Below are 23,770 nucleotides of genomic sequence, written 5' to 3' on the forward strand. Positions count from 1 at the left end.
GCGGGGCGAACGGCGAAGGGGGCGGAGGTCTGTCGACCTCCGCCCCCTTCACTCATGAGCGGCCTGTGGGGTCAGTTCACTCGGCGGAGGGGGCCGCCGCCTTCTTCTTGCGGAGGAAGAACACCGCGCCGCCACCGAGGACGACCAGGGCGATCGCGATGCCGGCGATCACCGGGGTGGCGCTGCTCGAACCGGTCTCGGCGAGGTCACCGCCGGTCGTGGAGCCGGTGTCGGCCGTGCCCTCGGAGGAGCCGCCGGCCGAGGCCGGGCTCGGCGAGGAGGACGGGGTGTCGTCGCCGTTGCCCGCGGTCTCGCAGTCGAGGACGCCCTCGAAGGTCTTCTCGAAGCCCTCGGGGCCGGTGATGGTCACCTTGTAGGGCTGGTCCTCGGCCACCGGCACGGTGATGGTCTCGGACTTGCCGGCCTCGACCGTGTACTCCTTGTCGGCCAGGTTGAAGGTGAACGGCTGGTCACCCTCGTTGGCGGCCGTCACGTCCAGGCCGTTCTTGGCGCAGTTGACCTCGGCGGAGACCGCCGGGATCGGGCCCTTGGCGGCCCAGGTGCCGGTCGCCGTCGCGGAGACCGAGCTGTCGCTGGAACCGGCGAGGATCTGGACCTGCGTGGTGCTGTCGATGCCCGTGAAGGCGCGGCCGACCGGCAGCTTGGTGTTGGCGGTGGCCGTCAGCGAGGTCGTCCCGTCGGCGGTGCCGGCCGCGACGTCGAAGTAGAGCTCGTCGCCGTTCTTCGCGGAGGTGACCGCGGTGCCGTTCTTGTCGGTGACCTTGACGCCGGAGGGGTTGCTGGGCGCGGGGCTCACCTGGACGGTGGAGGCGTTGGTGTTGACCTTGATCGGACCGAGCAGGTCACCGGCCTTGCCGGAGACGGCCGGCGGGTCGAGGGTCAGCGACGCCGCGGGCTCCTTGAGGTCCTTGGCGTTGTCCTCCAGCCAGTCCGCGAGCTGCTCCGCGAGCGGGTCGACGGCGGTCACGTCGGCCTTGTCGGAGAAGCGCCAGATGGCCACCTGGGTACCGGCGGCGGCGAGCTCCGGGGTCAGGGCGCCGTCCTTGATCCCGGCCGTCTTCTGCAGCGCGGAGAGGTCGTCGACCTGGGGGTAGGAGTTCTGCAGGATCCAGTTGATCTTCCCCGCGTCGACGTTGTCGTGCAGGCTCGACTGGTCCCAGGAGACTTCCTTGTACTTGGCCTTGGTCTGGGTGGGGTTCTTGATGTCGATGCAGTACGTCTGGATCGTGCCGCCGCCGTCGACGGACATCTCGAAGAGACCGGCGCTGACCTTCTCCGGCTCCTTGCCCTTCTCCTTGATCTCGGCCTGGGCGGCGGTCTTCAGACCACCGAGGGTCGCCGTCGCACCGGGCGCGGTGGGGGTCGCGTCGTCCGCGATGGCGGACCCGGCAGCAGCTATGGAACCAGTGGCGAGGAGCCCGGAGGCCACCATCGCGACGGCAAGACGGGCAGCTCCCCGCCTCCGTACAGTGAACATGAATTTCCCCTCCGTGCGAGGCTGGTCGTGGGGTGGGCCTCGCCGACAGCTGTGGATCCCCGCGGAAAGCCGGGGTATCGCTGAATCCTAGGAACCAACCGCACCAAAGCCACCGGGATTCACGGCCGCCCGAGAATTCGAATCGCAATCGTTACCCGCGCGTAGGCATGAACGTGAAATTGTCGATAAATCATCGACGCTTTCCCGCGGGGCGAATGCCCAGCTGTCCGGCTTATCCGGACAGTGCGGCCAGCGGATCGCCCACGAGCGGCTCCCCGGCACCCCCGGAATTCGGAACCGTGAGTTCCGGCCGGGCCGCGGACAGCCGCCGGAACGCCGAGGTGCCCCGCGTCAGATCGTGGCCGCAGGCGAACGCGTCGACGTCGGCCGAGATCCAGTGCCGCCCGTCGCGCTCCTCCTCACGCACCCTCAGGCGCCCCTGGACGAGCAGCGGTTCGCCGACCCCGACCGAGGCCACGACGTTCTCCCCCAGCTGCCGCCAGGCCCACACCGTGTAGAAGCTGGTGTGCCCGTCGGACCAGCCGCCGCGCTCGCGGTCCCAGCGGCGCGCGGTCGTCGCCAGGCGGAACCTGGCGACCGGGACACCCGTGGGCGTCTTCCGGAATTCCGGCCTGGTGGCGACATTCCCCACGACGGTGACCAGTGTCTCGTTCATTGCCGATGCTCCCCCGTTGCCGTCGCCGGCCGGCGGCCCCCTGCCGCCGGCCCCGCGATGGCTCCATGGTGCGCCCTCCCCGCCCCCCGTGGAGAAATCGGATTCAACCTGTGGATTACTGACCCGTTGTGGACAACTCCGTCACCCGGAAGTGGTTTCCGGCGAGCACCCCGTACTGCTCCCGCACTTCCCGGTAGCGCAGCAATTCCGCCGCCAGCGGTTCCAGCACCCGCGCCCGACCGCAGTCGGCCGCCGCGTCGGCCATCCGCCGCTCGGCGGCCTGACCGTGCCTCCGCGCCGGGCCGCGGGCCGCGAACCGGCTCACCCGGGTGAGCAGCGGACCGCCCAGGGCGCCCACCGCCAGCAGCACGGGAGGCAGCCACCACGGCAGACGCAGCGCGCCCGCGGCCGCCACCGTCCCGGACACCAGCGCGGCCGTCGCGAGCAGCGCCAGCAGCCACTGTGCCGTACCGATCGCCGACCACCACCGGGGACGCGGTGGCTCGTCCGGCGCCGCCCGTTCCACCGCTGCGTCCAGCGCCTCCGGAAGCGTGCGGCCGCCGCGCCGCGCCGCCTCCCGCACCGCCTGCGCCCACGGAGCGGGGAGCCCCTCCACGGCCTCCGCCGCGACCGCGCGCACCGCCTCGTCGACCGAGGCGCGGGACGCCGACAGCGCCGGACGCCGCCCGTCGAGGCCGTCGTCGTCCGGCTCCCCGCCGCGGATCCGGCGCAGGTGCCGCCACGGGGTGCCGCACGCCTCGTCGGCGGCCCTGGCCCAGGCACGCTCCGCCGCCCGGCCCGCCGCCGCGGCGCCCACGGCGTGCGCGAGGCTCGCCGTGAAGTCCTCACGGGCCCGGTCGGTGAGCCCCGCCACCGCCTCGGCGACGTACAGCGGGCGCAACCGCTCGGCGAGACCGTCCACGTCCGCGGACAGCCGCCGGCTCGCGGCGGCCCGTTCGGTCACGACCTGTCCGATGGCCGCCCTCAGCTCCGCGACGCCGTCGCCACTCAGCGCCGAGACGGCCAGCACCATGGCGCCGTCCTCGCCGTGTTCGCCGACGGCGAGCCCGTCGTCGTCGAGCAGCCGCCGCAGGTCGTCCAGGACCTGCTCGACGGCCTCCTCCGGGAGCCGGTCGATCTGGTTGAGGACGACGATCGTCACGTCGGCGTGCCCGGCCAGCGGCCGCAGGTAGCGCTCGTGCAGGGCGGCGTCCGCGTACTTCTCGGGGTCGAGCACCCACACGATCACGTCGACGAGCTTGAGTACCCGGTCCACCTGGTCGCGGTGGGCGGTCGCCGCCGAGTCGTGGTCCGGCAGGTCGAGCAGGACCAAACCGGCGGGCCCGTCGTCCGTGCGCTCCGCACCCTCGTCCAGGACGCTGTGCCGGGCGAACCGCGCCTTGGGCGCGATGCCGAGCCGGTCCAGCAGCCCGGAGGCGCCCCGGGGGTCCCAGGCGCAGGCGACCGGCGCCGAGGTGGTGGGCCGCCGGACGCCGATCCGCGACAGGTCCAGCTCCGTCAGCGCGTTGAACAGGGACGACTTCCCGCTGCCCGTCGCCCCCGCCAGCGCCACCACCGTGTGGTCGGCGGAGAGCCGGCGCCGGTCGCCGACCCGTTCCAGCAGCTCCCCCGCCCCGTCGAGCGCCTCATGGCTCACCCGGGTGCGCGACAGCCCGAGCAGTTCCGACAGCGCGTCCACCCGCTCCGTGAGCACCTGATCACCTCTCCTGCAGTCCGTACGACTTCTGCACGACCGAAAGCTCCGCGATCAGCGAGGCCTGCTGGCCCGCCGTCACATCGAGTGCGTCCACCGGGAGCACCCGCAGTTCGCGCTCCGCGTCGAGCACGTCCCCGACGAGCCGGTCCAGCTCCTCGCGCGCCCGGTCGCCGGACCGCAGCGCCGCGTGCGCCCCGACGAGGGAGGCGAGCCGCTCGCCCGCGACCGTTCCCTTGCGGCCGCCGAGCACGGCGACGGCGATCAACGCCGCCGCGTGCTGCGGGTCCACTCCGTCGGCGCTCCCGCGGACCGCCTGGTGCGCCAGGCGGTTCACCGTGAACCCCCACGTGTCGACGGCGTCCTCGATCCGCTCGGCGGCGTCCTCCGCCGCCGCCTCCGGGTCGGTGTCCTCCGCCAGGGCGCTGCCCGCGCGGTCGCCGCGCCAGGCGTCGAGGGTGCGCTCGTCCGCCGTGGCGACCTCCGTCCGCAGCAGCGCGGCCAGGCTCTCGGCCAGGGCGGACAGCAGGGCCGCCGGGCCGCAGTCCGGGTAGCCGCGCCAGCTGGCGAGGGCCTCCCCGGAGAGCGGCGCCCCGGCGTCCACGGCCTCCTGGACGCGTGACTCGGCCTCGTCGTAGGCGTCGTCCACCCGGCGGGTCAGGCGCACCGCCGCGGCGTGCTGCGCGGCCGAGGCGCCGGCCAGTTCCGGGAGCCGGTTGCCGAGCGACCCCAGGACCCCGGACACGGTGCGCCGCACCGCCTGGTGGCGGGCGGCCGGGTCCTCGGCGCAGTGCGCCAGCCAGCTGCCGAGTGCCGCCACCGCGGTGTGCGGCAGCAGGCCGCCGGCCCCCGCCGACTCGGGCAGCTCCGGGACGGTGAACCGCGGCACGTCCCCGAGCCCGGCCCGGGTCAGCAGGGCCGCGTAGTGCTGGGAGACGTCCTCGGCGATCTGGTGCGGCACCCGGTCCAGGACGGTGGCCAGGGTGACGTCGTACTCCTTGGCGGTACGGAGCAGATGCCACGGCACGGCGTCGGCGTAGCGCGACGCGGTGGTCACCAGGATCCAGATGTCGGCGGCGCAGAGCAGTTCGGCGGCGAGCTCGCGGTTGCGGGAGACGAGGGAGTCGATGTCGGGCGCGTCCAGCAGGGCGAGGCCGCGCGGCAGCGTGTCGTCGGTCTCCAGGCGCAGCCAGAGCCGGGTCTCCTCCGCCTCGCGCTCCTCGTCGCTCCCGTCCGCACCGTCCTCCCCGTCGGCGTCGGCGGCGGTCCGGGGCCGCGGTGCCCAGGCGCGGGCCAGGCCCGGCAGCACACGCGGGTCGGCGAACCACGCGCGGTCCTGGGGGTGGCACACCAGCACCGGGGTGCGGGTGGTGGGGCGCAGCACGCCCGCGTCGCTCACCCGCCGCCCGATCAGCGAGTTCACGAGGGTCGACTTCCCCGCCCCCGTCGAGCCGCCCACCACGGCCAGCAGCGGCGCTTCGGGGGCCTTCAGCCGGGGCACCAGGTAGTCGTCGAGCTGCGCCAGCAGTTCCAGTCGTGTGCGGCGGGCCCGCTCGGCACCGGGAAGGGGAAGGGGAAAACGCGCGTCCGCGACGCGGTCGCGCAGAGCCGACAGCGCGTCGAGGAGTTCGGGCCGTACATCCAAGATCGCCACAGTGGCAGAATGCCCCATTTTGATGGGTTTTTGAAGCCTATTCCGCCTAGTTCACGCCTTTCGGCCCGCAAGAAGCCCGGAACGGGACAGAAGGGCCGGAAGAGACACCGGCATAACGAGTGCACAACAGCCGCCGACTGAGGCGCCAAAACTGGTGCGACATTCGCACCTGCCTGCGATTATCAGACCGCTTCACCGAACCTACACAACGTGTCATGAAGGCGAAGCAACCGGCCGCACATGAGCCTCGCCCTATCCTTGTCCCCGGCAAGGTCACGGAACCGTCGACACAAGGGGCGGGTTCGGTCGCGGCCAACGTCCGGCCCCCGTAGCTCAGTGGATAGAGCAGGCGCCTTCTAAGCGCTTGGCCGCAGGTTCGAGTCCTGCCGGGGGCACCCTCGCCTGCCAGCACAAACGCCCCAGAGGGAGACTCCCCTCCAGGGCGTTTCGCGTCTCTGACGGCAACGCTGACGGCAACGGCCGCGTCATTCGACGGCCAGCAGCGTCCCGAGCTTGTCGAGAGCCGCCCGCTTGTCGGTCATGTCCGCGTGGGCGTAAATGTCCATGGTCACGTCGAGCGCGTCGTGCCCGACGATGTCGCGCACGATGTGAGGCAGGACGCCCACACCGAGTAGCAGCGTGACGCAGGTGTGCCGCAGGTCGTGAAACCGGACGTCCAGCTCCAGCCGCTCTCGGATCGGGTAGAAGTGCCGGTTCAGGTTGCGCGGCTCGATTCGGCGTACCCAGACGAGTGGTGAACACGAGCCCCGAGTCCTGCCACCTCTCCCCCGCGGCGTGGCGCTCCTCCATCTGGAGGTCGCGGCGCCGGCGCAAGGCGTCGACGCACACAACCGGAAGCGGGACCGGACGCTCGGAACGGCGCGTCTTGGGAGCTGTAAGCGTCAGCTCGCCATTGACGCGCTGGAGCGCGGTACGGATCTCCAGTGATCCCCGCTCCAAGTCGACATCGGACCAGTGGAGGCCCAGCAGTTCCCCGCGGCGAAGACCGAGGTAGAGCGCCAGGACGTACGCAGCGCCCAGCCGGTTGTCCTGCACGTCGGCAAGGAGCTTCTTCGCCTCCGCCACCGACAGGCCGCGGCCGACGCGGTACCGAGGAGTCTGTACCTGCACCAACTTGGCGACGTTGCGCTGCACCAGCTCTTCCCGGACGGCGTGCTGGAGCGCGTTGCGCAGGACGGCGTGAAGGTACTGCACCATGCGAGGCGACAGCGTGCGCTCGCAGCACCGCTTGGGCGTCGCGGCGCAGCAGCGGCGCTTTGCCGCCGGGCGGGTGGTGTCCTGTCCTTGGGCGCAGTCCACGCCCACCAGTGAGAAGGCCCCCAGCCGGTCATGGCTGGGGGTCTTTGACATCCAGATCTGACATCAACGGCCACCCTCACTCACGGCCGGGACGCCTCCGCAGCAGCCGGTCCATGTGGCTGACGGCCTCACGCTGGGTGTCCTGCACCACGTGGGTGTGGACGTTCATCGTGACGGCGATCTGGGAGTGCCCGAGGATCTCCATCACCACGCGGGGCGCGACGCCGGCCGCAGTCAGCAGCGCGGTGATGCCGGCGAGGTGGACGCGCCGGGTGCCGTGCTCGATTGAGATCAGGACGTACAGGCGCTTGAGTGAGACGGTGTCGAGGTACAGGAAGCCAGCGGCGATGATGCCGCGGGCCTGGTCGGTGAGGAACTGGCGCCAGGTCGGGCCGGAGCGTTGCGGGGCAGGGTCGATTCAGGCGGCATGAAGGATTTCCCAGACTGTGGATGGGGCGATCGGGTGGCCGAGGCAGGCGAGTTCGCCTCGTGTTCCGCGGTGGCCCCAGCTGCTGTTTTCGCGGGCCAAGGGCAGGATGAGCCGCTTGACGGCCGGGGCGATGGATGGGCGGCCGGAGCGACGGTGCTGGGCGAAGGTCCATCTGCTTTTGACGGCTTGCCCATGTCGGCGCAGCAGTGCGGTCGGGGTGACCGCGAAGGCTTAGCGCCATCGCCCGGGTGGGACCAATCGCGACAGCACGCCTTGCCGGATCCGCTCGGCACGGTGACGGAGGTGGGGTTGCCGTTCACGGTCGCGGTGAACGTACCGGGGGCGTAGGTGTGGGTGGTCTGCCCGCTCCCGGTGGCATCCAGGGCGACGGTGACCGTGGCGCTGCCGTCCCCGAAGTCCACCACCGCTGTACCGCTCGGAGTGCCCCCGGAAATGCGGAACGTCACCGGTTGCCCGCACGTCGGCGACGTGGGTGAGGTCGTCACCGTCAATGGCGAAATCTCCGTCACGTTCGCCGAATTGGCGTTGGTGACGTAGACGTTGCTGTTCTGCGCCGCCGCCACCGAGAACGGGAACGCGCCGGCGGGGACGGCGGCCAGGACGGTGTTCGTGGCACTGTCGATCACCGTCACGTTGTTCGAATTTGAGTTGCCGACGTAGACCTTGCCGGTCGGCGCCACCGCTATCCCGAACGGGCCCCCGCCGGTGGCGACGGTCGCCAGGACGGTGTTCGTGGCACTGTCGATGACCGTCACGTTGTTGGAAACGGTGTTGGTGACGTAGACGTTGCCGTTCGGCGCCACCGCGAACACCCCCGGGACCGTGCCGGCGGGGACGGTGGCCAGGACGGTGTTCGTGGCGCTGCTGATCACTGTCACGTTGTTCGAGGTCTGGTTGGCGATGTAGACGTTGCCGTTCGGCGCCACCGCCGCCGCGCCCGGGAACCCGCCGGAGGGGAGGGTGGTCAGGACGGTGTTCGTGGTGCTGCTGATCACCGTCACGGTGTCGTCGTTTCGGTTGGCGACGTAGACGTTGCCGTTCGGCGCCACCGCCACCGCGTCCGGGACCACGCCGACGGGGACGGTGGCCAGGACGGCGTTCGTGGCGCTGTCGATCACCGTCACATTGTTCGACGTCGAGTTGGCGACGTAGACGCGGCCGTTGGGCGCCACCGCCAACGCGAACGGGCCCCCGCCGGTGGGGACAGTGGTCAGGACCGTGTTACTGGTGCTGTCGATCACGGTTACGTTGCTCGAGCTTTGGTTGGTGACGTAGACATTGCCGTTCGCCGCCACCGCGATCATGGCCGGGTCCGAGCCGACGGGGACGGTGGCCAGGACGGTGTTCGTGGTGCTGCTGATCACCGTCACGTTGGCCGAATTGGCGTTGCCGACGTAGACGTTGCCGTTCGGTGCCACCGCCACCCCCAGCGGGGTCGTGCCCGCCGGGATCGTCACCGTGGAGAACGCCGCGCTCAACGGCGCGGCCACACGCGCCTGCACAACGGGCACCTCAGATCCGTCCGCGGGGTTCAAGCGAGTGTGGGGCAGGTCCTTATGTGTTGCTGCGGAGGCGTGAGAAGCAGCGGTGGGCAGGAGGGCGAGGGAAAGCACTGCCAGGATGACGCTCAACCGGGTGAGTGACTGGTGCCGTGCGCTACGGCGTAAGTCCGCGAAGACGCCGCCGGATATGAGCTCAGGGGGGACGAGGGACATTGTTCCTCCAGGCCGGTCGGCTCTTGGGGGCCGTCATGATGAATTGCGACGGCTGAGCAGGAATGAGAGCCCAGCCGTCCGTCAATGCACATCCTTTGGGCCGCCAAGGTGCTCGGCCAGCCGGAATGCTCTGAACGTGATCGTTTCCCGGGACCTCCTCTCATGAGCTCAGAAATGTTTCTGTTGCGCTTCATGCAGCGTCATCGTGAACGACTCATGGGCGCAGACAGCGCCGCGACGGCCAGGAGCAGCCCCGCCTGATACCCAGTGGCGTTCGGCCGGGGAGCTGATCTCAGTCGTGGTCTCATTCGCATGCGTTCAGCCCCGTCCGGACGAGTCCCGCCGCCGGCCAGAACCTGCGGGAACGAGCCGACATGAACAGAGGGGAACGATCCCGTACCGACCTGTGACCGGCATACGCAGACTTGGAAAGCGTGCACGTGAGTCATTCGGTCGAGCGACGGCAGAGACAGCAGCGCTGACGGCAACGAGGGCGAACGACGGCAACTCTCACCAACCCGCCGCAGCGGTCCCGGAAGCCGGCCGGCGCGAGCTATGGGGGTATGCCCGCATCTTCTAAGCGCTTGGCCGCAGGTTCGAGCCCTGCCGGGGGCACCCGCACCCAGCCCTCCCAGCGGGAGGGCCTTTTGCTGGCCAGGGACGGCTTCACTCGACGCAGGCCAGTCGCGGATGCCCCCTTGGCGATCAAGGGCGCACTCCAGGACGCTCCGGTGCTGTCCGACCGTCACCGGGTTTTCGCGGGTGGCTGTGTCGACTGCGTGTCGCAGTTCTCGACCGGAGGAAGAGAACGAACGCCCAAACGGTCGCCGTCGCCCCGTAGGGCGTGACACGGACCGCGATCAGTCTTTGAACACGTTCAAAAACCCGATGCCGTGCGGTGATCCTCCTGCTACTGTCGTCCTGCTCGCGCAGGGATGAGCGGCGATTCAATGAGCGCCCCCCTTGCGTCGATTGCCCTGGGGAGGACTCTTTCGTGATTCGTCGGCTGAACAGACGGGCCAGGCGCCGCCGGCGCGCGCTCGGCCGTATCGCTCTCACCGTCACGCTTGCCGTGACCGCCGGAATCGGCACCGCCGCGGGGACGGCCGTCGCCGAGGTTCCGAGCGCGTCCGCCGATCCCGTCGTCATCAGCCCGGGCGCGCGCTTCGTGCCCCGCGCCACCATCGTCCTGAACGCCGGCGAGACCGGTTTCCTCACCGCCCAGGAGGGTGACGACCGCCTCCGCTGGATCGACTACGCCACCGGTGCGACGACCATCCTCGAGCACCGGCTGCCCGAGCCGCTCGCCTACGACGTGGACGAGTTCCGCTTCGCCAAGTACCCGGAGGACTTCGGCCACGGCTCCGACACCGTCGCCCTCTACGCGGATTCCCCGACCCCGCACGTGACGCTCCAGCAGCGGGCCGGTGGCGGACCATCGGCTACGGTCCCGATCCCGGAGGGCCAGACGTACGTCGCGACCTACGGCGACACCGTCATCACCCGGACCGGCACCGAGAACGCCGTCACGAGCCTGCACCTCCTGCACCTGGAGGACGGCGAGGTGCTGGACCGGAAACTGGAGGGCCTGCCGGAGGGGTGGAACCTTTCCATCAGCGAGGGCGACGCCCGGTCCGTCGCCGTTCGCGGCATCAAGTGGGAGGGCACCACGATGTCCCAGGGGTGGTGGGTCGTCGACCTCGCCACCGGGGGCGTGAAGGCGCTCTCCCCGCACGGCGAGAGCGTCTCCTTCGACCGGGACACCGTCTTCCAATTCGGCGCCCCGTCCGGCGACGCCGCCCTGGTGTACCGCCGCGACGACCTGGACGCGGAGCCGACCACCGTCGACCTGCGGGACGTGGCCTCGTACAACGAAGTCGTCCGGCCCCTCGACGACGGCTTCGTCACCGTGACCCCGCCGAACCCCGGCAACAACGAGTATCGGGGCAACGAGCTCTTCCTGCGCGACGCCAAGGGGAACTCGAAGTCCCTGCTGGCCGTCGCCTCCCCCTCGGTCCACCGCACTCCCGACGGCTCGCTCCTGGTGGCCGGTGCGGAGGAGAACACCACCGAAGGCGCACTGGACTGGGGGTACTACCTCTTCACCCCCGCCGCGGACGGCACCGTCACCCGCAAGCGCCTCGCGGACATCGAGGACCGGGAGGCCAAGCCGGCCGGCATCTCGCTGGGCAGCGGCATCCTCACCACGGCCGACGACTCGCAGTACTACAGCCCCGGCACCTACATCGGCGGCTACCGGAGCACCTGGCTGAAGACCTCCGGCCGTCCGGAGGAGCTGAACTCGACCGTCGACGGCCTCGTGTCCGGCCGGGACGACAACTCCTGCAGCCCCACCTACGGCATCTACTGCGTGACCATGTTCGCGAGCGGCGACGGCTATCACGGCCGCAAGGCCGCGACCGAGCAGGACGTCACCATGCTCTACCGGAACGGCGCCGCCCCGTGGGGTCCGAGGGTGACCTCCGGGCTCGGCAGCCCGCAACTCGTCGACCTCTCCGGCCGGTTCGGCGTCGTGAACCAGGCGTCGGGCGGCCAGCAGGCGATCCTCCACTTCAAGGACGCCGACACCGGGAGCGTGCTCCTGAAGCGGGAGCCGGTCGCGGCCTCCGTCTGGGGCAACACCCTGTGGAGCTCCCTCGGCCGGTGGGACGACACCGGCTCGGGCGTGCCGACCGGGGTGGCCGCGAAGAACCTGTCGACGGGTGCCGCCGGCGACTCCTTCGACGCGGGTTGCGTCCCCAGTGACCTGCAGGCCGTGGGCCGTTGGGTGTACTGGCGGTGCAGCGACTACTGGCACGACTTCAAGGGCGCCGGTGTCTACGACCGGCAAGCCAAGCGCTCCCTGAAGCTCGGGGCCGACGAGACGCTTCTCGGCGACGGCTACCTGGTCCACCGCTCGGACGCGACCGGCCTCACCCTCGTCGACCTGCACAACGGCCTCCCGCTCAGCGGCAAGGAAGCGGACCTGCCCCAGCGGGTGGTCGTCACCGCCGCCGAGCTCGGAGACCGGACCGGGCGCCGGTCCGGGTGGACCGTCGACCGCTTCGGCGGTCACGTCGCGTACACGGGCGAGGACCGCCGAGTGCGGATCGTCCCGTCGGGCGTGCCGGCCTCCCGGATCGCCGTCATCGACGCCGACACGCCCGCCATGGACAGCAAGGCCGGTGCTTGGAAACCGCTTTGGTGGCTGTCGAAGCCGGCGGCGACGTGGTCGCTGACGATGAAGAACAAGGCGACCGGGAAGACCGTGCGGACGCTCTCCGGCGGGGAGGCCCGGGGGCTGATCACGCCGTCGTGGGACGGCAAGGACGCGGCCGGGAAGTACGTCCCGAACGGGGCGTACGTCTGGACCCTGACCGCGAAGCCGGCCGACGGCGTTCAGGCGGACCTCTCCGTCTCCGGGACGGTACCGGTGACCGGCGGTGCCGCCGTGTGGCGGGACATGGTCGGTGACGACGGGTTCGGCGACCTTCTGGCGATGGACACGACCGGGGCCGTGTCGCTGTACAGGGGTACAGGGACCGGTGCGCTGTCGTCCCGTACCGCCGGGTCCGGCAGCAAGTTCGCCACCAACTCCGTGCTTGTGCCCGGCGGGGACGTGAACGGGGACCGGTGCGCCGATGTGCTCGTGCGGGTGGGTGACCAACTGCGGGCCTACCGGCCGGGGTGCGGGAAGATCGTCACCGCCTCATCGCCGTACACGCTGATCGGTGCCGGCTGGGCCCAGTACGACCAGCTGACGTCGCCGGGTGATGTGAACGGGGACGGCTTTGTCGACCTGATAGCACGCCAGACGTCCACCGGTGATATGTACTTCTACGCCGGCACAGCTGATCACCGGCTGAAGGCCCGGCTGCGCATCGGGACGAACTGGAAGCTGTACAAGCGGATCGTCGGGGCCGGGGACCTGAACGGGGACGGGCGTGGCGACCTGCTCGGGGTCGACTCGGCCGGTGTGCTGTGGCGGTACTACGGGACCTCCACCGGTGGCGTGACCACCCGGGTGCGGGTCGGCAGCGGGTGGGGCGGCTACTCCGCTCTCGTCGGGGTCGGTGACCTGTCCGGTGACGGACGCGCCGATCTGCTGGCGCGGGACTCCGCCGGGAATCTGTGGCGATACGCCTCCACGGGGGTCGGCACATACGGCGGCCGGGTGCTGATCGGCACCGGCGGCTGGAACGGATTCAAGGGTCTGTTCTGACCTCGAAGTGAGGGGGTGCGGTGTCGGCGCAGTCGCTGCGCCGACAGCGCACCCCCTGTGCCGACACGGACAGCAGCGACCCAGGGGCGGCCCAGCAGGGGTGTGGCTCTCGACGTGCCAAGCGCCTTCTCAGCGCTTGGCCCGCAGGTTCGAGTCCTGCCGGGGGCACCCACTGCGCCCCTCCCTCAGGGAGGGGCTTTTTGCTGGTCGCAGGCCTGCCGGGGCGAGCGCCGCAGCGGTCGGGGCTGCGCGTGATCGCGGGGGCGCCCCGGTGCCATCCGGCCGCCACCGGGTTCGCGCGGGCGGCCTCGACGCGCGGGGGCCGGGGTTCCGGCGGGCGGGACGCTGTCTCCCCCGCCCCTCGACCCGGCTCCGGTGGTCCCCGAGCCGACCCGCGGCACAACGCGCGTAGGTGGCAGGGACGAGTCAACGGCCGTCGACTCGCTCACGCCCGACGAGGTCGCAGAGCGCATGTCCGAAGTCTGCGCAGTCCGACTGCTCGACGCCCTCGACGCCAACGCTCCGCACGTCGTCAGGAGCCACGACGGCAAGCGCCTAGTGCGCCGGTAGTACGTGATTGATCTTGGCTGCCCGCGGAATAGCGGCGTAGCCAAACCACCTGCCGGCGCCGTGGTGGTCGGTACTCGTCGCGGAGTTCAGCCGTCTGCGGGAAGAAGCTGCACCAAGCCCACCCAGTTGTCCTCGTCCGCCTCGGTGTGAACGGCGCGAACCTTCCAGCGGCCGGCGGGCAGCAGGACCGGTGCCTGAGCGGGCATCCCACCACCGGGATATTCCACGTTCAGCTCGGCACCCGCCCCAGCGGAGTCAAAGAGAACGGCCGGGCCGTCCGATACCCACGTGCCACATTCTTCCCACGGGGTGGTGGGGTCTCGCAGGACAGCCTCTCCTGCGGCCTTCAACGTGGCTGCGGAGTCGGCGGCGAGCCAGCGCAGGAAAGCCCGATGCTCGGGCATATAGCAACTGTTGGCAGGCTCGTCCGCCAGCACCAATGCCTGTGTGCCGTTCTCACCAATGGTGATCACGCCTGCAAGGTCGTCCACAGCGCATGCCCGGTCGTAGTCATCCTGTGCGGTCGCGTCTCCAGCAAGTGCCCCCGTCTCGGTGGCGCCTCGCCACACAGGCAGAGCGGAGACCGGAACGACGATCAAGGGGCCGCCCAGCGACTCAACCCAGATTGGGGAGGGCTCTGGCAGTTCGGCGCCCCTGGCCGTCGGAGAAATGCTCATGCCCCAGTGTGCCTCCAGCCACCGACAGCGTCGGCGGGCACCCTGAGCAGCTACTCGCAACGTGATCCTCACAGCCCAGACAGGACAGGAACAACGGCTACACAGCGCGGTAAGACTTTCTCTACTTCATCGAGGGCTACTACGGCCCCGTCGACTTCGCTCGCGTCATCGTCGACAAGAAGGCGCGCGGCGGCTACCTCGGCTCCTCGGTGCGACTGCTCGCGGAAACCCGTCGGCTCGCTGAAGCCCTCGGTCTTCCTGAAGACCTCGATCCGCACTCCGAAGAGGTCTTCGAAGTCGCCGATGCCGAAGAGCCGGCCACCGAGGGATGGCCGCGTTACGGCGTCGAATCGTATGTCTGCCTGCAACTCATCCAGGCCGCGAGACTCTCGATCGCGACCGGAGCCGCCATCGCCTTCAGCTGAGAAGGGGATCGGGCGTGCCACAGCCGTACCAGGTGAGGCAGTGCCGAACGGGGGCCCATGGGGAATGGCGGTGACGGGGTCGCTCTGCCGCAGGTCAGCGTCCGCCCAGGCACGGTCCGCAGCCTCAGTCTTCCCAACTGGTGCCGGGACACTCGACGTGAAGCCGAAAACGCCCGATGGCGCTGCGGCAATCGCTCCATATGCGGGGCTGGAGATGAGGCCAGGCCACCCGGCTACGGATGTCGCTTTCGGTTCGGACTCCACTCGTAGACACCGAAGGAGGGTTGCACCACCTCGCGGGGCCAGCGCCGGCGAACCTCGCCCAAACGGCGACGCTGATCATCTATCCAGCCCTCTTCGAGAGCCACGGGGACTGTCACTGTCGCCATGGAGCCCGGTACGTCGTCAACGATGACGTCGGGACAGCCGCGCTCTCCTTCGAGTCGGATTCTGATCTCGGGCGCGCGATCTCCCATCCAACTGACGTCCCGCCCCGCCGCCAACGAGTCGAGAGCTGTTTCCCAGTCGATCAGGTCGCTGGGCAAGAGCCAAACTTTCAGTTGCCCACTGACGAACCCGGTCGTGACCAGGACGTTCGCAATCAGGGTGTCATGACCCGTCAGCACCCCCGGCATTTCCCGTCCGGTCACCTGTACAGCGACGCTGTTTCCCTCGTCATCGGCGAGGCGAATCAGGTCTACGGCTGCTTGCCCGGTCATCGTCCCTCACTCTCGGCGCCCGTCCATCTCCGCGTCTTCGGAGCGGCCCAACGCACGACAGGCTAGCTCCGGCCACGGACACCGGCAGAGCACATCCCCAGTGGTGCCAGCACTAGGATCTCAGCCAGGCCAAGTCGGGCTGCGCCTGGTCCGTGTGAACGACCTGGCCGCGTACTCGGCTCCGGTTGTGTTCCTCCCGGCCCGGGAAGCGATCTCCGTCGCCATGGGAAGCGATCTCCAGGCGGCGGGGCCAAGTCGGCAATTGCAGGCCGAGCACGCGGACGCCGTGCTGCGCGCCCTGGGCGACATCGCCGCCCGGAATGCCGCTCTCGGGGGACCCATGCAGGAAACGCACGGCGACGAGGCGGACACGGTAATGCGCGCCCTGCGCTACCACGCCCAGGATGCCGGCACCGCAGGAGAGTTGGGGACAGAGGATTGATCAACTCCTGCTGCTATCTGCCGCCCTGGCCCACCTCGAAGGCCGTCGGGGTTGGCAGCCTCAACGACATCACGCTGCCCGAGGAGACAGGTGATGTTCGCGTGCCACAACCGTGCCACATCGGAAGGTCAGCAGCGGTCAATGACGGTTTGTCGCAGTCGAGATGACCCACTGAGCTGGGTCCCCTTCAAACCTGGGTTGACCTGCGTGCCCCCGACGACCCCGACCACCAGGCTTACAAGGCAGACGTCCCCGACGCGTGAGCGCCCTCCCGGGCCGTCCTGGGGCCGTGGAAGGGCGCTCAATGATGACCAACGCTGACAAGCGTCAACGGCTCAGCAGCAGGTCATGGTGATCATGCAGGAGGCTGCAGGTCAGGGCCGTTTGTGGTCAGTTGTGGCTGTACAGGTCACGCGGCGTTGAGCTGAGCGGCCAGGAACACAGCTGCCACCGAGGGGCGGACTGCGTACGTTGCGCCCGTGCTCCCCTCAGGGGCCGCCCACCAGTAGAACGGATACCGGCGTCCGCTGTTGCCCTGGCCTTTATCCATTCCATGCACCACACCCGCCACGCGCGCCGCCAGATTCCCCTCGTTCGGCCAGCCCAGAGCTTTGTCCGCCAGCTCCGTGCAGTGGATCATACGGCCAGGGGTGCGCAGCATGTAGTCGAACATCCGCCGGGCCTGTGGGGCGAGCTCGGCCAGGAACACCGCGGCGCGCTCCAAGTCCTCCGGACCCCATTCCGCGGCTCCGTAGTGCCCCGCTTCACCAGAGTGCTTGGCCCATCGTGGATCAGCCTCGGTCAGATACGCCGTCATGTCCGCCCCCAACGGTTCGCCACCAACGTGTGTGTCGTTCGCACCGTACAGATCCGCCAGCACACTGCGTGTCGAATCCGTGTCGAAGTTCTACCGGTTAGCAGGGCCCGCTGCCGAGCGGTGCGCGGGGGCACGGCGGGAAACCGACCCCGCGAGGACGTCCCCGTGCTGTCCGGGGACGAATGGATCCGCGGGGCTCGGCCCTCGGCTTCCCCGTACGACGCGGCACGGTTGCCGCCTGCTCGGCATGCAGCCGCCGGGCTCCGCCTGCTCAGCCCAGTTGCTCGGCCAGTCCGACGATGATGCCCTCCGGGCCGCGGAGGTAGCAGAGCAGATAGCTGTCCTCGAACCGGGCGATCCCGCCCAGGAGTTCGGCGCCGTGCGGGCGCAGGCGGGCGACGGTGTCCTCGATGTCGTCCACGGCGAACATGACGCGGTGCGTGCCCAGGACGTTGTGCGGCCGGTCGCGCGGCCCGGCACCGATCGCGGCGGGGCTGCGGTACTTGGCCAGCTCGAGCCGGCTGCGGCCGTCCGGGGTCCGGACCATCGCGATGTCGCAGTGCACGCCGTCGAGTCCGGTGCACTGGTCGGCGAAGGGGCCCTGAACCTCGGCCCTGCCCTCCAGCTCCATGCCGAGCTCCACGAAGAACGCGACGGCGGCGTCCAGGTCCTCGACGACGATGCCGACGTTGTCCATCCGCTGAATCGCCATGCCGGTCTCTCCCTCTTCCTCGTGCGGCCGGTGCGGCCGCTGGTGTCCCTGGGACGGAGCCGATCACACGTCTTCGACATCCGCGGACCGCCGGACCCGGGGGGATCCATCCGGAGGCAGGAACCCGTCCGCCAGGGTAGGCGTGCCCGGCCGGAACCACCGGCGGGAGCGCCGTGGCCGCAGGGGTTTCTGCCCGGCCGGAAGCTTGCCGCCCGGAGTGCTCCGGCGCCGGTGGACGTCGTGGCCGACCGTGGTCGGGTGGGGCGTCCACCGGCGGGGCTGTGGGGGCTGCCGGGGTTCGGGTCAGATGACGGTCAGCGTCAGGACCGCCGTGTACGTGCCGGGCGGCGTGGAGCTCGGGGCGTCGAGGTCGAGGCCGGCCCCGACGTCCGTGGTGCCGGGGCCGACTCCGCTGGCCAGCGTCCGGACGGCCTTGAGCCCGCCGCCGTCGCCGGGGGCGACCGGGGCGCCCGCCGTGACGGACCGGACGTTGCCGCGGTCGACGATCGCGGGGGCCCAGGTCAGGCTGCTCCCGTCGAGGACGCTTCCGGACTGGCCCCTGAAGTCGCCGACCTGGCCCGAAGCCGTCCAGTCGATGTTGCCGGGGCGGGTGTCCGTGACGGTGACCGGGGTCATCTGCCCCGTGGTGTGCAGGTACTCGCCCGAGGCGTCGAGCCGCGGACCGGGCAACTCGACGTGCGCGTCACCCGCCACGGAGATCAGCAGCGCCCCCGGCGCGAGGGTCGTCGTGATCGACTGCGTCCGGCCGCCGGGGACGCTGCCGTCGCACGGCGTGCTGCCCACCCGGTCGCAGGGGGACGGGTAAGGGGCCGTCAGCGCCAGGGTGTTGGTGCCGTCGGTGGAGAAGGTGGGGTTGTGGCAGCTCTTGATGTCGATGCTCTGGACGTCGACGCCGGGAATCCTGCGGACCTGGTTCAGGCCCGCCTGGACGAGGTTGATGGGCAGTGGCGAGTAGCCCAGCTTGTCCACGTGCTGCTGCCCCTGGCAGAGGAAGTAGTACGCGAAGGCACCGAGGGACTCGCCCTTCTGCAGGGTGAAGTTGCGCTCCACCTTGGTCGGGACGATCGCGTAGCCGTACCCGGAGAGGGGGTACGCGCGCGGGTCCGTGCTGTCGTAGACGCCGTCGAGGGCCTGCGTCAGGTAGTCGGGCGAGGAGCTGTCCTCGTTGATCCGCGCCTTCAGAAGCGCGACCGCGACGTTCTGCGCGGTGGGCGCGACGTAGTACCCGGCCTTGTTGAGCACCTTGGCGACGGGGGACCCAGTCGTGATCGCCGCGTAGGAGTACTCGACGTACGTGATGGTGCCCACGTTGCGGGACTGCGCCACGTAGCCGGACACGCCGTTCGAGCCTGCCAGGCGGACGAAGCTACTGCCCGGCGCGACGGGGTAGAGCGACGCCGTCCCGCAGGGGGTGCTGCGGCCTGCCTCGCGGCAGTAGTCGTCCCACAGCGACGTGTACTGCTTGCTCATCCAGGTGCTGAACTGCGCCGTGGTACCCGAACTGTCGGAGCGCACCACCGGGACGACCCGGCGGGCGGGCAGCGTGGCGGCCAGCGCCGGGTTGTCGGCCTTGATGGCGGGATCGTTCCACATCGTGATCCGGCCGGTGAAGATCTTGGCGATGACCTCGCCGGACAGCCGCAGGTCGGTGACGCGCCGGCCGCCGATGGTGAGGTTGTACATGAACGACGTGCCACCGGCGACGATCGGCATGTACGCGTACTGGCGCGACGGCGGCGGGTCGGCGACGCCGGAGTCGTCGAGGCCGTAGGGGACATCGGAGGCGGCGAAGTCCACGGTGCCGTTGCGGAACTGGTTGCGGCCGTCCGACGAGCCCGTGCCGTTGTAGTTCACGTGCATGCCGTCCTGCTGGACGTCGGCACGCCACTGGTCGAACGCGTTCTGGCTCCAGGTCGACCCGGCACCGGAGATCGGTACGTGTGTCGCGGCGGTCGCCGGGGTGGCGCCGAACAGGAGGGCGGCCAGGAGGGAGAGGGCGGTGACGATGGTCGGGCGTGCGAAGAGTGCCGGACGCGGGCCGGGCATGGCGGGTGACTCCTGATCGGTGTGGAGGGGTGCGGGCAGTGGTGGTGGCGCGGTTGCGGGTGACCGGAGGGCCTGGGGTGGGCGCGCCTGCTCATGCGCGCTCGACGTCCCGGTGCGGACCCGCACCGACGGGACCGGTGCCGCTGATCGCCGACCGCCTGCCATGAACCGTCGTTCCCCCCTGTCGCGGGGCACGGTGTCCGTGCCCGGGGCGCGATCGAGGGTCACTCCCCGTGCCCGATCGCATCGCGCAAGGATGCGCGGCCGGCCGCAACCCGGGGCGGCGGAAAGGTGAAGGCCGAACAGCCAACGCACCAACGCCGGGACCTGGTGGCCCAGGTCCGCGACGGCGCCGCCCTCAGCCCGTCACGCGGTCGATCGTCTCCAGGACGTCCGTCCAGGGAAGGCCGCGCCCGCCGGGCGCGTCGCCCGGTTCCGGCAGGGGCCGTGCGTCCGGGTCGGGCCGTACGTCCGGGACGGGCAGCAGGTGGACGCCCGCCGCGCGGAGGGTCGCGAGGTGGCCCGGCCACGCGGGGTGGCGGGCGTGGGCCGCGCTGACGACGGGGACGGCCACGAGCGGCACGTGCGGGGTGCCGAGGACCTCGGCGAGCAGGGTGAGGCCCTGGTTGTCGGCGATGCCGAGGGCGAGCTTGGCCAGGGTGTCGGCGTCGGCCGGGGCCAGCACGCAGCAGTCCGGGTCCGGATGGGGCCGCGGCTCGCCGGGGAGCCGCGACCGGTCGCGTACGGGCAGGCCGGTGGCGTCGCGCAGCCGCCCGGTCTCGCCCTGTTCGCGCATCCGGAGTGCGGCGGCCGGGGTGAGCGTCACGGCGACGCGCCAGCCGCGGGCGATCGCGGGCAGCACGAGTCCCTCGCGCAGGGTCTCGACGCCGTCGGCGGCCGAGCCGACGACGGCGAGGACCCCGCGGGCCGGCCGTGCCCGCGGTGGGGACGTGTACGAAGGCATGACCACCCCTTACCCGAACCGGCCCTCCACGTAGTCGGCCGTCCGCGGGTCGGTCGGGCTGCCGAACATGGCCGTGGTGGGGCCGTGCTCCACGATGCCGCCGGGCGTGCCCTGTTCGGCGAGGAAGAAGGCGCACTGGTCCGAGACGCGGGCGGCCTGCTGCATGTTGTGGGTGACGATCACGATCGTGACCTCGTGGGCCAGTTCGCGGATCGTCTCCTCGATGCGCCGGGTCGAGGTGGGGTCCAGGGCCGAGCAGGGCTCGTCCATGAGCAGCACCTTGGGCCGTACGGCCAGCGAGCGGGCGATGCACAGGCGCTGCTGCTGACCGCCGGAGAGGGCGCCGCCGGGCTGGCGCAGCCGGGCCCGGACCTCCTTCCAGAGGCCGGCCTTGGTCAGGCACTCCTCGACGAGGTCGTCCTTCAGGGAGTCCCGGACCCGCTGGCCGGTGAGCTTGAGGCCCGCGGTGACGTTGTCGTAGATCGACATCGCCGGGAAGGGGTTGGGCTTCTGGAAGACCATGCCGATGCGGCGGCGGGCCTCGGTGAGGCGGCGTCCGCGGGCGTAGATGTCCTCGCCGTCCAGCAGGACCTCGCCGGCCAGGGAGGCGGAGGGCACGAGCTCGTGCATGCGGTTGAGGGTCCGCAGGAAGGTGGACTTGCCGCAGCCCGAGGGGCCGATGAGGGCGGTGACCTGCCCGGCGGGCATGGTCAGGGAGACCCGTTCGAGGACCTTGTGGTCGCCGAACCAGCACGAGATGCGGCGGGCGTCCAGGGTCGCGCCGGCGTGGGCGTCCTCGGTGATCGGCGGGAGCGGGATGGTGGTCTCGGTCACGAACGGGTCCTCACATCAGGTTGGGCAGGAGCAGTGCCGCGTGGTCCGCGACGAGGAGGCCGAGCAGGCCGAGCACGGGGACGCCGACGACCCAGGCGTGCCGCCGTCCCCAGCGGGCGTGGGCCCAGGCGAGACCGGCGGCGGCGAGGAGCATGGCCTGGCCCCACAGGACGACCGGCAGCCAGGCGGACTCCTGGACGGCCATCGCGGCCTCTTCGGCGGGCAGCGCGCCGGCCGGAACGGCGGGGGCGGAGGCGGGCTGGACGTCGGACATCAGGTCCGCGTCCACCCGCAGGATGCCCTTCGGCATGAAGGGGGTGCCCTCGGCGGTGATCAGCGTCAGGCGGCCCTTGCCGGCCGCGGGCGGCGCGGGCTGGGGGTCACCGGCGCGGCGGACCGCGACGACGCGGTAGCGGTGCACGCCCTGACCGGTGGTCACGGTGAGCTGCTCGCCCGGGTGGAGACCGCCGAGGTGCCGGAACGGGCCGCCGTAGGTCGCCTGGCGCCCCATGATGACGCTGACGCCGGCCTGGCCGGGCAGCGGGGTGTCGCGGCGGTGGCCCGGACCGCGGGTCAGGACCTCCGAGGTGGTGCCCTCGCCGACGACCTCGCGCAGGCCGAGCCCGGGGACGGAGAGCACCGCCACCGGGGTGCCGGAGGTCAGCGGCTTGAGGCCGTCGCCCGAGCCGCCCACGGGTGCCACGCCGTTGGCGAGGTCGTTGCGCAGGGCGGCGTAGTCGACCTGCTGGTCGCGGGCGTGGCGGACCTGGCCGAGCAGGCCCACGTCCACGACGAAGCCGAGGAGCAGGGCCGCCAGGATGCTCAGTGCCGCACCGGTGACCCGCAGGCCGGGGCCGGCCGGACGCGTGCGCGTCCGGCCGGCCGCCGGCCCCGGCGGGGTGCGGTCCGCCGGCCCGTCCCCCGAGGGGGCGGGCCGGTCGTGGCCGGGGGCCACGCGGACCGGGGTGCCGAGCTGGGTCATCCGACCTTCACCGACTTGGAGGTGGCGCTGCCGTTGGAGTAGCCCGAACGCTTCGCGGTGATCTTGACCGCGACGCGGTGCCCGCGGTCGGACTTGGTCAGCACGTAGGTGGAGTGCGTGGCGCCGCGGATCACCTTGCCGTCACGCCGCCACTCGTAGCCGTAGGACGTGGCGGAGGGCTTCCAGCTGCCGGCCTTGGCGGTGAGCCGCTTGCCGACCTTGGCGGTGCCGCTGACGGTCGGCAGCTTGGTGTACTTCAGGGCCGGCCCGACGGCCACGGTCACCGCGGGGCTGGTCGCCGCGGTGCTGCCGGTGCTGTTCTTCGCGGTGATCCGGCAGGAGACCTTGTGCTTGTAGTCGCTCGAGGTCAGGCCGAAGGTCTTCGCGGTCGCGCCGCTGATGACCTTGCTGTCGCGCAGCCAGCCGTACGCGTACGAGGTCGCCCCGCTGAACGTGGCGGAACAGGTCACCTGCGAGGCGACCTTGGCGGTGCCGGTCACCTTCGCGGCGGTGACGACCACCGGGGGCTTGACCTTGACCGTGTACGGGAGGGCCGCCGAGATCGAGGGCTTGTACGCCGCCGCGTCGGCCGGGGTGAACGCCGCGGTCAGCGTGTGGCTGCCGACGCCCAGGGCGCCGGTGCTCAGCGAGGCGGTGCCGTTCGACACGGTGACCGGCGAGCCTATCTGGGCCGCGCCGTCCAGGAAGCGGACCGAGCCCGCGGCCGCGGCCGGGGCCACCGTCGCGGTGAGCTTCACCGCGGTGCCCTGCACCACCGGGCTCGCCGGGGAGGCGGCGAGGGTGGTCGTGGTGGCGGCCTGGGTGGGGGGCGGGGTGCTCTGGTACGTGGTGTCGGAGGTGAACCAGACGGCGGTGGTGAAGTCGCCGTACGTCGCCGACCCGAAGGCCTTGCGGCAGGTCAGGGTGAAGTCGTAGCGGCCCTTCAGCTCGTCGAAGCCCGCGTCCTTCGCGTAGTCGCGCATCGTCTGCATCAGCGGCACGGTGAAGCCGCCGCCGGGGGCCCCGGGGTAGATGGCGATCTCCGAGTTGCCCACCACGTTCTGGCCCTCGGCCGGGAAGCCCGAACCGGTCACCTTGACGATGAGGTTGGTCGCCTCGTCGGGGCACGGCGCCGACGTGGTCAGCGACATCCCCGACAGGTCCGTGCCGGTGGCCGGCGCGACCTCCATGGAGCCGATGACCTCGGCCCTGGCTGTCCCGGCGACGGCGACGGCGATGCCGCCGGCCGCGAGCGCCGAGGCGAGCACCAGCGAGAGCCGCCGGCGCACGGTCGTGATCTTCATGGTCGTT

At 70.9% G+C, this 23,770-nt stretch carries 19 protein-coding genes, 1 tRNA gene and 2 pseudogenes; 6 read left to right on the top strand and 16 right to left on the bottom strand.

Annotated elements, in window-relative coordinates:
* Positions 1-76: 76 nt before the first annotated feature.
* From ACZ7MY_RS03025 to ACZ7MY_RS03040, 4 genes are all read right to left on the bottom strand, one after another.
* Positions 77-1,498 (bottom strand): LAETG motif-containing sortase-dependent surface protein, encoded by a 1,422-nt coding sequence (locus tag ACZ7MY_RS03025; RefSeq protein ID WP_499599040.1) that lies wholly within the window; start codon positions 1,496-1,498, stop codon positions 77-79.
* Between the two features lie 232 nt (positions 1,499-1,730).
* Entirely contained in the window at positions 1,731-2,174 is a 444-nt protein-coding gene (locus tag ACZ7MY_RS03030; RefSeq protein WP_499599042.1) for a single-stranded DNA-binding protein, read from the bottom strand.
* Between the two features lie 115 nt (positions 2,175-2,289).
* Entirely contained in the window at positions 2,290-3,888 is a 1,599-nt protein-coding gene (locus ACZ7MY_RS03035; RefSeq protein ID WP_499599043.1) for a GTPase, read from the bottom strand.
* A 4-nt stretch (positions 3,889-3,892) separates the two neighbouring features.
* A complete protein-coding gene (locus ACZ7MY_RS03040; protein WP_499599044.1) occupies positions 3,893-5,560 on the bottom strand; it encodes a dynamin family protein in 1,668 nt (555 codons plus the stop codon).
* A 304-nt stretch (positions 5,561-5,864) separates the two neighbouring features.
* Between ACZ7MY_RS03040 and ACZ7MY_RS03045 the strand changes: the two genes are divergently transcribed.
* Positions 5,865-5,937 (top strand) — tRNA-Arg (locus ACZ7MY_RS03045).
* A gap of 90 nt (positions 5,938-6,027) precedes the next feature.
* Here the strand turns inward: ACZ7MY_RS03045 and ACZ7MY_RS03050 are convergent.
* Complete coding sequence (locus tag ACZ7MY_RS03050; RefSeq protein WP_499599045.1) at positions 6,028-6,393, bottom strand: tyrosine-type recombinase/integrase; 366 nt, start codon at positions 6,391-6,393, stop codon at positions 6,028-6,030.
* 124 nt (positions 6,394-6,517) lie between these two features.
* Here ACZ7MY_RS03050 and ACZ7MY_RS03055 point away from each other — a divergent pair, with 124 nt between their 5' ends.
* A complete protein-coding gene (locus tag ACZ7MY_RS03055) occupies positions 6,518-6,874 on the top strand; it encodes a hypothetical protein (protein WP_499599046.1) in 357 nt (118 codons plus the stop codon).
* 64 nt (positions 6,875-6,938) lie between these two features.
* Here the strand turns inward: ACZ7MY_RS03055 and ACZ7MY_RS03060 are convergent.
* Both ACZ7MY_RS03060 and ACZ7MY_RS03065 read right to left on the bottom strand, forming a co-directional pair.
* A pseudogene (locus ACZ7MY_RS03060) lies at positions 6,939-7,109 on the bottom strand (site-specific integrase); the annotation flags it as partial.
* A 44-nt stretch (positions 7,110-7,153) separates the two neighbouring features.
* Positions 7,154-8,824, bottom strand: coding sequence for a YVTN family beta-propeller repeat protein (locus ACZ7MY_RS03065; protein ID WP_499599047.1), 1,671 nt, complete (start codon positions 8,822-8,824; stop codon positions 7,154-7,156).
* 1,276 nt (positions 8,825-10,100) lie between these two features.
* Here ACZ7MY_RS03065 and ACZ7MY_RS03070 point away from each other — a divergent pair.
* Entirely contained in the window at positions 10,101-13,250 is a 3,150-nt protein-coding gene (locus ACZ7MY_RS03070; RefSeq protein ID WP_499599048.1) for an FG-GAP-like repeat-containing protein, read from the top strand.
* Positions 13,251-13,634: 384 nt separating this feature from the next.
* Positions 13,635-13,820, top strand: a pseudogene (locus tag ACZ7MY_RS03075) (NUDIX hydrolase); the annotation flags it as partial.
* A gap of 86 nt (positions 13,821-13,906) precedes the next feature.
* Here the strand turns inward: ACZ7MY_RS03075 and ACZ7MY_RS03080 are convergent.
* Positions 13,907-14,497: an Imm21 family immunity protein gene (locus ACZ7MY_RS03080; protein ID WP_499599049.1), complete on the bottom strand. Its 591-nt coding sequence runs from the start codon at positions 14,495-14,497 to the stop codon at positions 13,907-13,909.
* 128 nt (positions 14,498-14,625) lie between these two features.
* On the opposite strand from ACZ7MY_RS03080, the gene ACZ7MY_RS03085 reads away from it, so the two are divergent.
* Positions 14,626-14,922, top strand: a complete 297-nt coding sequence (locus ACZ7MY_RS03085; RefSeq protein WP_499599356.1) for a putative DNA-mimic protein — start codon at positions 14,626-14,628, stop codon at positions 14,920-14,922.
* 233 nt (positions 14,923-15,155) lie between these two features.
* Here the strand turns inward: ACZ7MY_RS03085 and ACZ7MY_RS03090 are convergent, their stop codons facing one another.
* The gene (locus ACZ7MY_RS03090; protein ID WP_499599051.1) at positions 15,156-15,641 is read right to left on the bottom strand and encodes a DUF5959 family protein; all 486 of its coding nucleotides are present in this window, start codon (positions 15,639-15,641) and stop codon (positions 15,156-15,158) included.
* 154 nt (positions 15,642-15,795) lie between these two features.
* Between ACZ7MY_RS03090 and ACZ7MY_RS03095 the strand changes: the two genes are divergently transcribed.
* On the top strand, positions 15,796-16,083 hold the full coding sequence (locus ACZ7MY_RS03095) for a hypothetical protein (RefSeq protein ID WP_499599052.1): 288 nt from the start codon (positions 15,796-15,798) through the stop codon (positions 16,081-16,083).
* Between the two features lie 409 nt (positions 16,084-16,492).
* Here ACZ7MY_RS03095 and ACZ7MY_RS03100 read toward each other — a convergent pair whose 3' ends face one another.
* The 7 genes from ACZ7MY_RS03100 to ACZ7MY_RS03130 form a co-directional block, all read right to left on the bottom strand.
* On the bottom strand, positions 16,493-16,900 hold the full coding sequence (locus ACZ7MY_RS03100; protein ID WP_499599053.1) for a DUF6416 domain-containing protein: 408 nt from the start codon (positions 16,898-16,900) through the stop codon (positions 16,493-16,495).
* A gap of 271 nt (positions 16,901-17,171) precedes the next feature.
* Positions 17,172-17,612, bottom strand: coding sequence for a VOC family protein (locus ACZ7MY_RS03105; protein WP_499599054.1), 441 nt, complete (start codon positions 17,610-17,612; stop codon positions 17,172-17,174).
* A 303-nt stretch (positions 17,613-17,915) separates the two neighbouring features.
* Positions 17,916-19,679 carry a phosphate ABC transporter substrate-binding protein PstS gene (gene pstS / locus ACZ7MY_RS03110; RefSeq protein WP_499599056.1) on the bottom strand — a complete coding sequence of 588 codons (1,764 nt, stop codon included), beginning with the start codon at positions 19,677-19,679 and terminating at the stop codon, positions 17,916-17,918.
* A gap of 358 nt (positions 19,680-20,037) precedes the next feature.
* Positions 20,038-20,643: a flavoprotein gene (locus tag ACZ7MY_RS03115; RefSeq protein WP_499599058.1), complete on the bottom strand. Its 606-nt coding sequence runs from the start codon at positions 20,641-20,643 to the stop codon at positions 20,038-20,040.
* Between the two features lie 9 nt (positions 20,644-20,652).
* On the bottom strand, positions 20,653-21,417 hold the full coding sequence (locus tag ACZ7MY_RS03120) for a phosphate ABC transporter ATP-binding protein (protein ID WP_499599358.1): 765 nt from the start codon (positions 21,415-21,417) through the stop codon (positions 20,653-20,655).
* 70 nt (positions 21,418-21,487) lie between these two features.
* Positions 21,488-22,459, bottom strand: a complete 972-nt coding sequence (locus ACZ7MY_RS03125; protein WP_499599059.1) for a sortase domain-containing protein — start codon at positions 22,457-22,459, stop codon at positions 21,488-21,490.
* On the bottom strand, positions 22,456-23,763 hold the full coding sequence (locus tag ACZ7MY_RS03130; RefSeq protein WP_499599061.1) for an Ig-like domain repeat protein: 1,308 nt from the start codon (positions 23,761-23,763) through the stop codon (positions 22,456-22,458). The genes ACZ7MY_RS03125 and ACZ7MY_RS03130 overlap by 4 nt, the downstream gene beginning before the upstream one ends.
* Positions 23,764-23,770: the final 7 nt, after the last annotated feature.

The organism is Streptomyces sp. NPDC111520, assembly GCF_055635295.1.

What these genes read in the sequence shown, in the direction of transcription:
- ACZ7MY_RS03025 (WP_499599040.1), bottom strand. Translation starts at nt 1,498, where the DNA reads ATGTTCACTGTACGGAGGCGGGGAGCTGCCCGTCTTGCCGTCGCGATG.
- ACZ7MY_RS03030 (WP_499599042.1), bottom strand. Translation starts at nt 2,174, where the DNA reads ATGAACGAGACACTGGTCACCGTCGTGGGGAATGTCGCCACCAGGCCG.
- ACZ7MY_RS03040 (WP_499599044.1), bottom strand. Translation starts at nt 5,560, where the DNA reads ATGGGGCATTCTGCCACTGTGGCGATCTTGGATGTACGGCCCGAACTC.
- ACZ7MY_RS03080 (WP_499599049.1), bottom strand. Translation starts at nt 14,497, where the DNA reads ATGAGCATTTCTCCGACGGCCAGGGGCGCCGAACTGCCAGAGCCCTCC.
- ACZ7MY_RS03090 (WP_499599051.1), bottom strand. Translation starts at nt 15,641, where the DNA reads ATGACCGGGCAAGCAGCCGTAGACCTGATTCGCCTCGCCGATGACGAG.
- ACZ7MY_RS03100 (WP_499599053.1), bottom strand. Translation starts at nt 16,900, where the DNA reads ATGACGGCGTATCTGACCGAGGCTGATCCACGATGGGCCAAGCACTCT.
- ACZ7MY_RS03105 (WP_499599054.1), bottom strand. Translation starts at nt 17,612, where the DNA reads ATGGCGATTCAGCGGATGGACAACGTCGGCATCGTCGTCGAGGACCTG.
- pstS (WP_499599056.1), bottom strand. Translation starts at nt 19,679, where the DNA reads ATGCCCGGCCCGCGTCCGGCACTCTTCGCACGCCCGACCATCGTCACC.
- ACZ7MY_RS03115 (WP_499599058.1), bottom strand. Translation starts at nt 20,643, where the DNA reads ATGCCTTCGTACACGTCCCCACCGCGGGCACGGCCGGCCCGCGGGGTC.
- ACZ7MY_RS03125 (WP_499599059.1), bottom strand. Translation starts at nt 22,459, where the DNA reads ATGACCCAGCTCGGCACCCCGGTCCGCGTGGCCCCCGGCCACGACCGG.
- ACZ7MY_RS03130 (WP_499599061.1), bottom strand. Translation starts at nt 23,763, where the DNA reads ATGAAGATCACGACCGTGCGCCGGCGGCTCTCGCTGGTGCTCGCCTCG.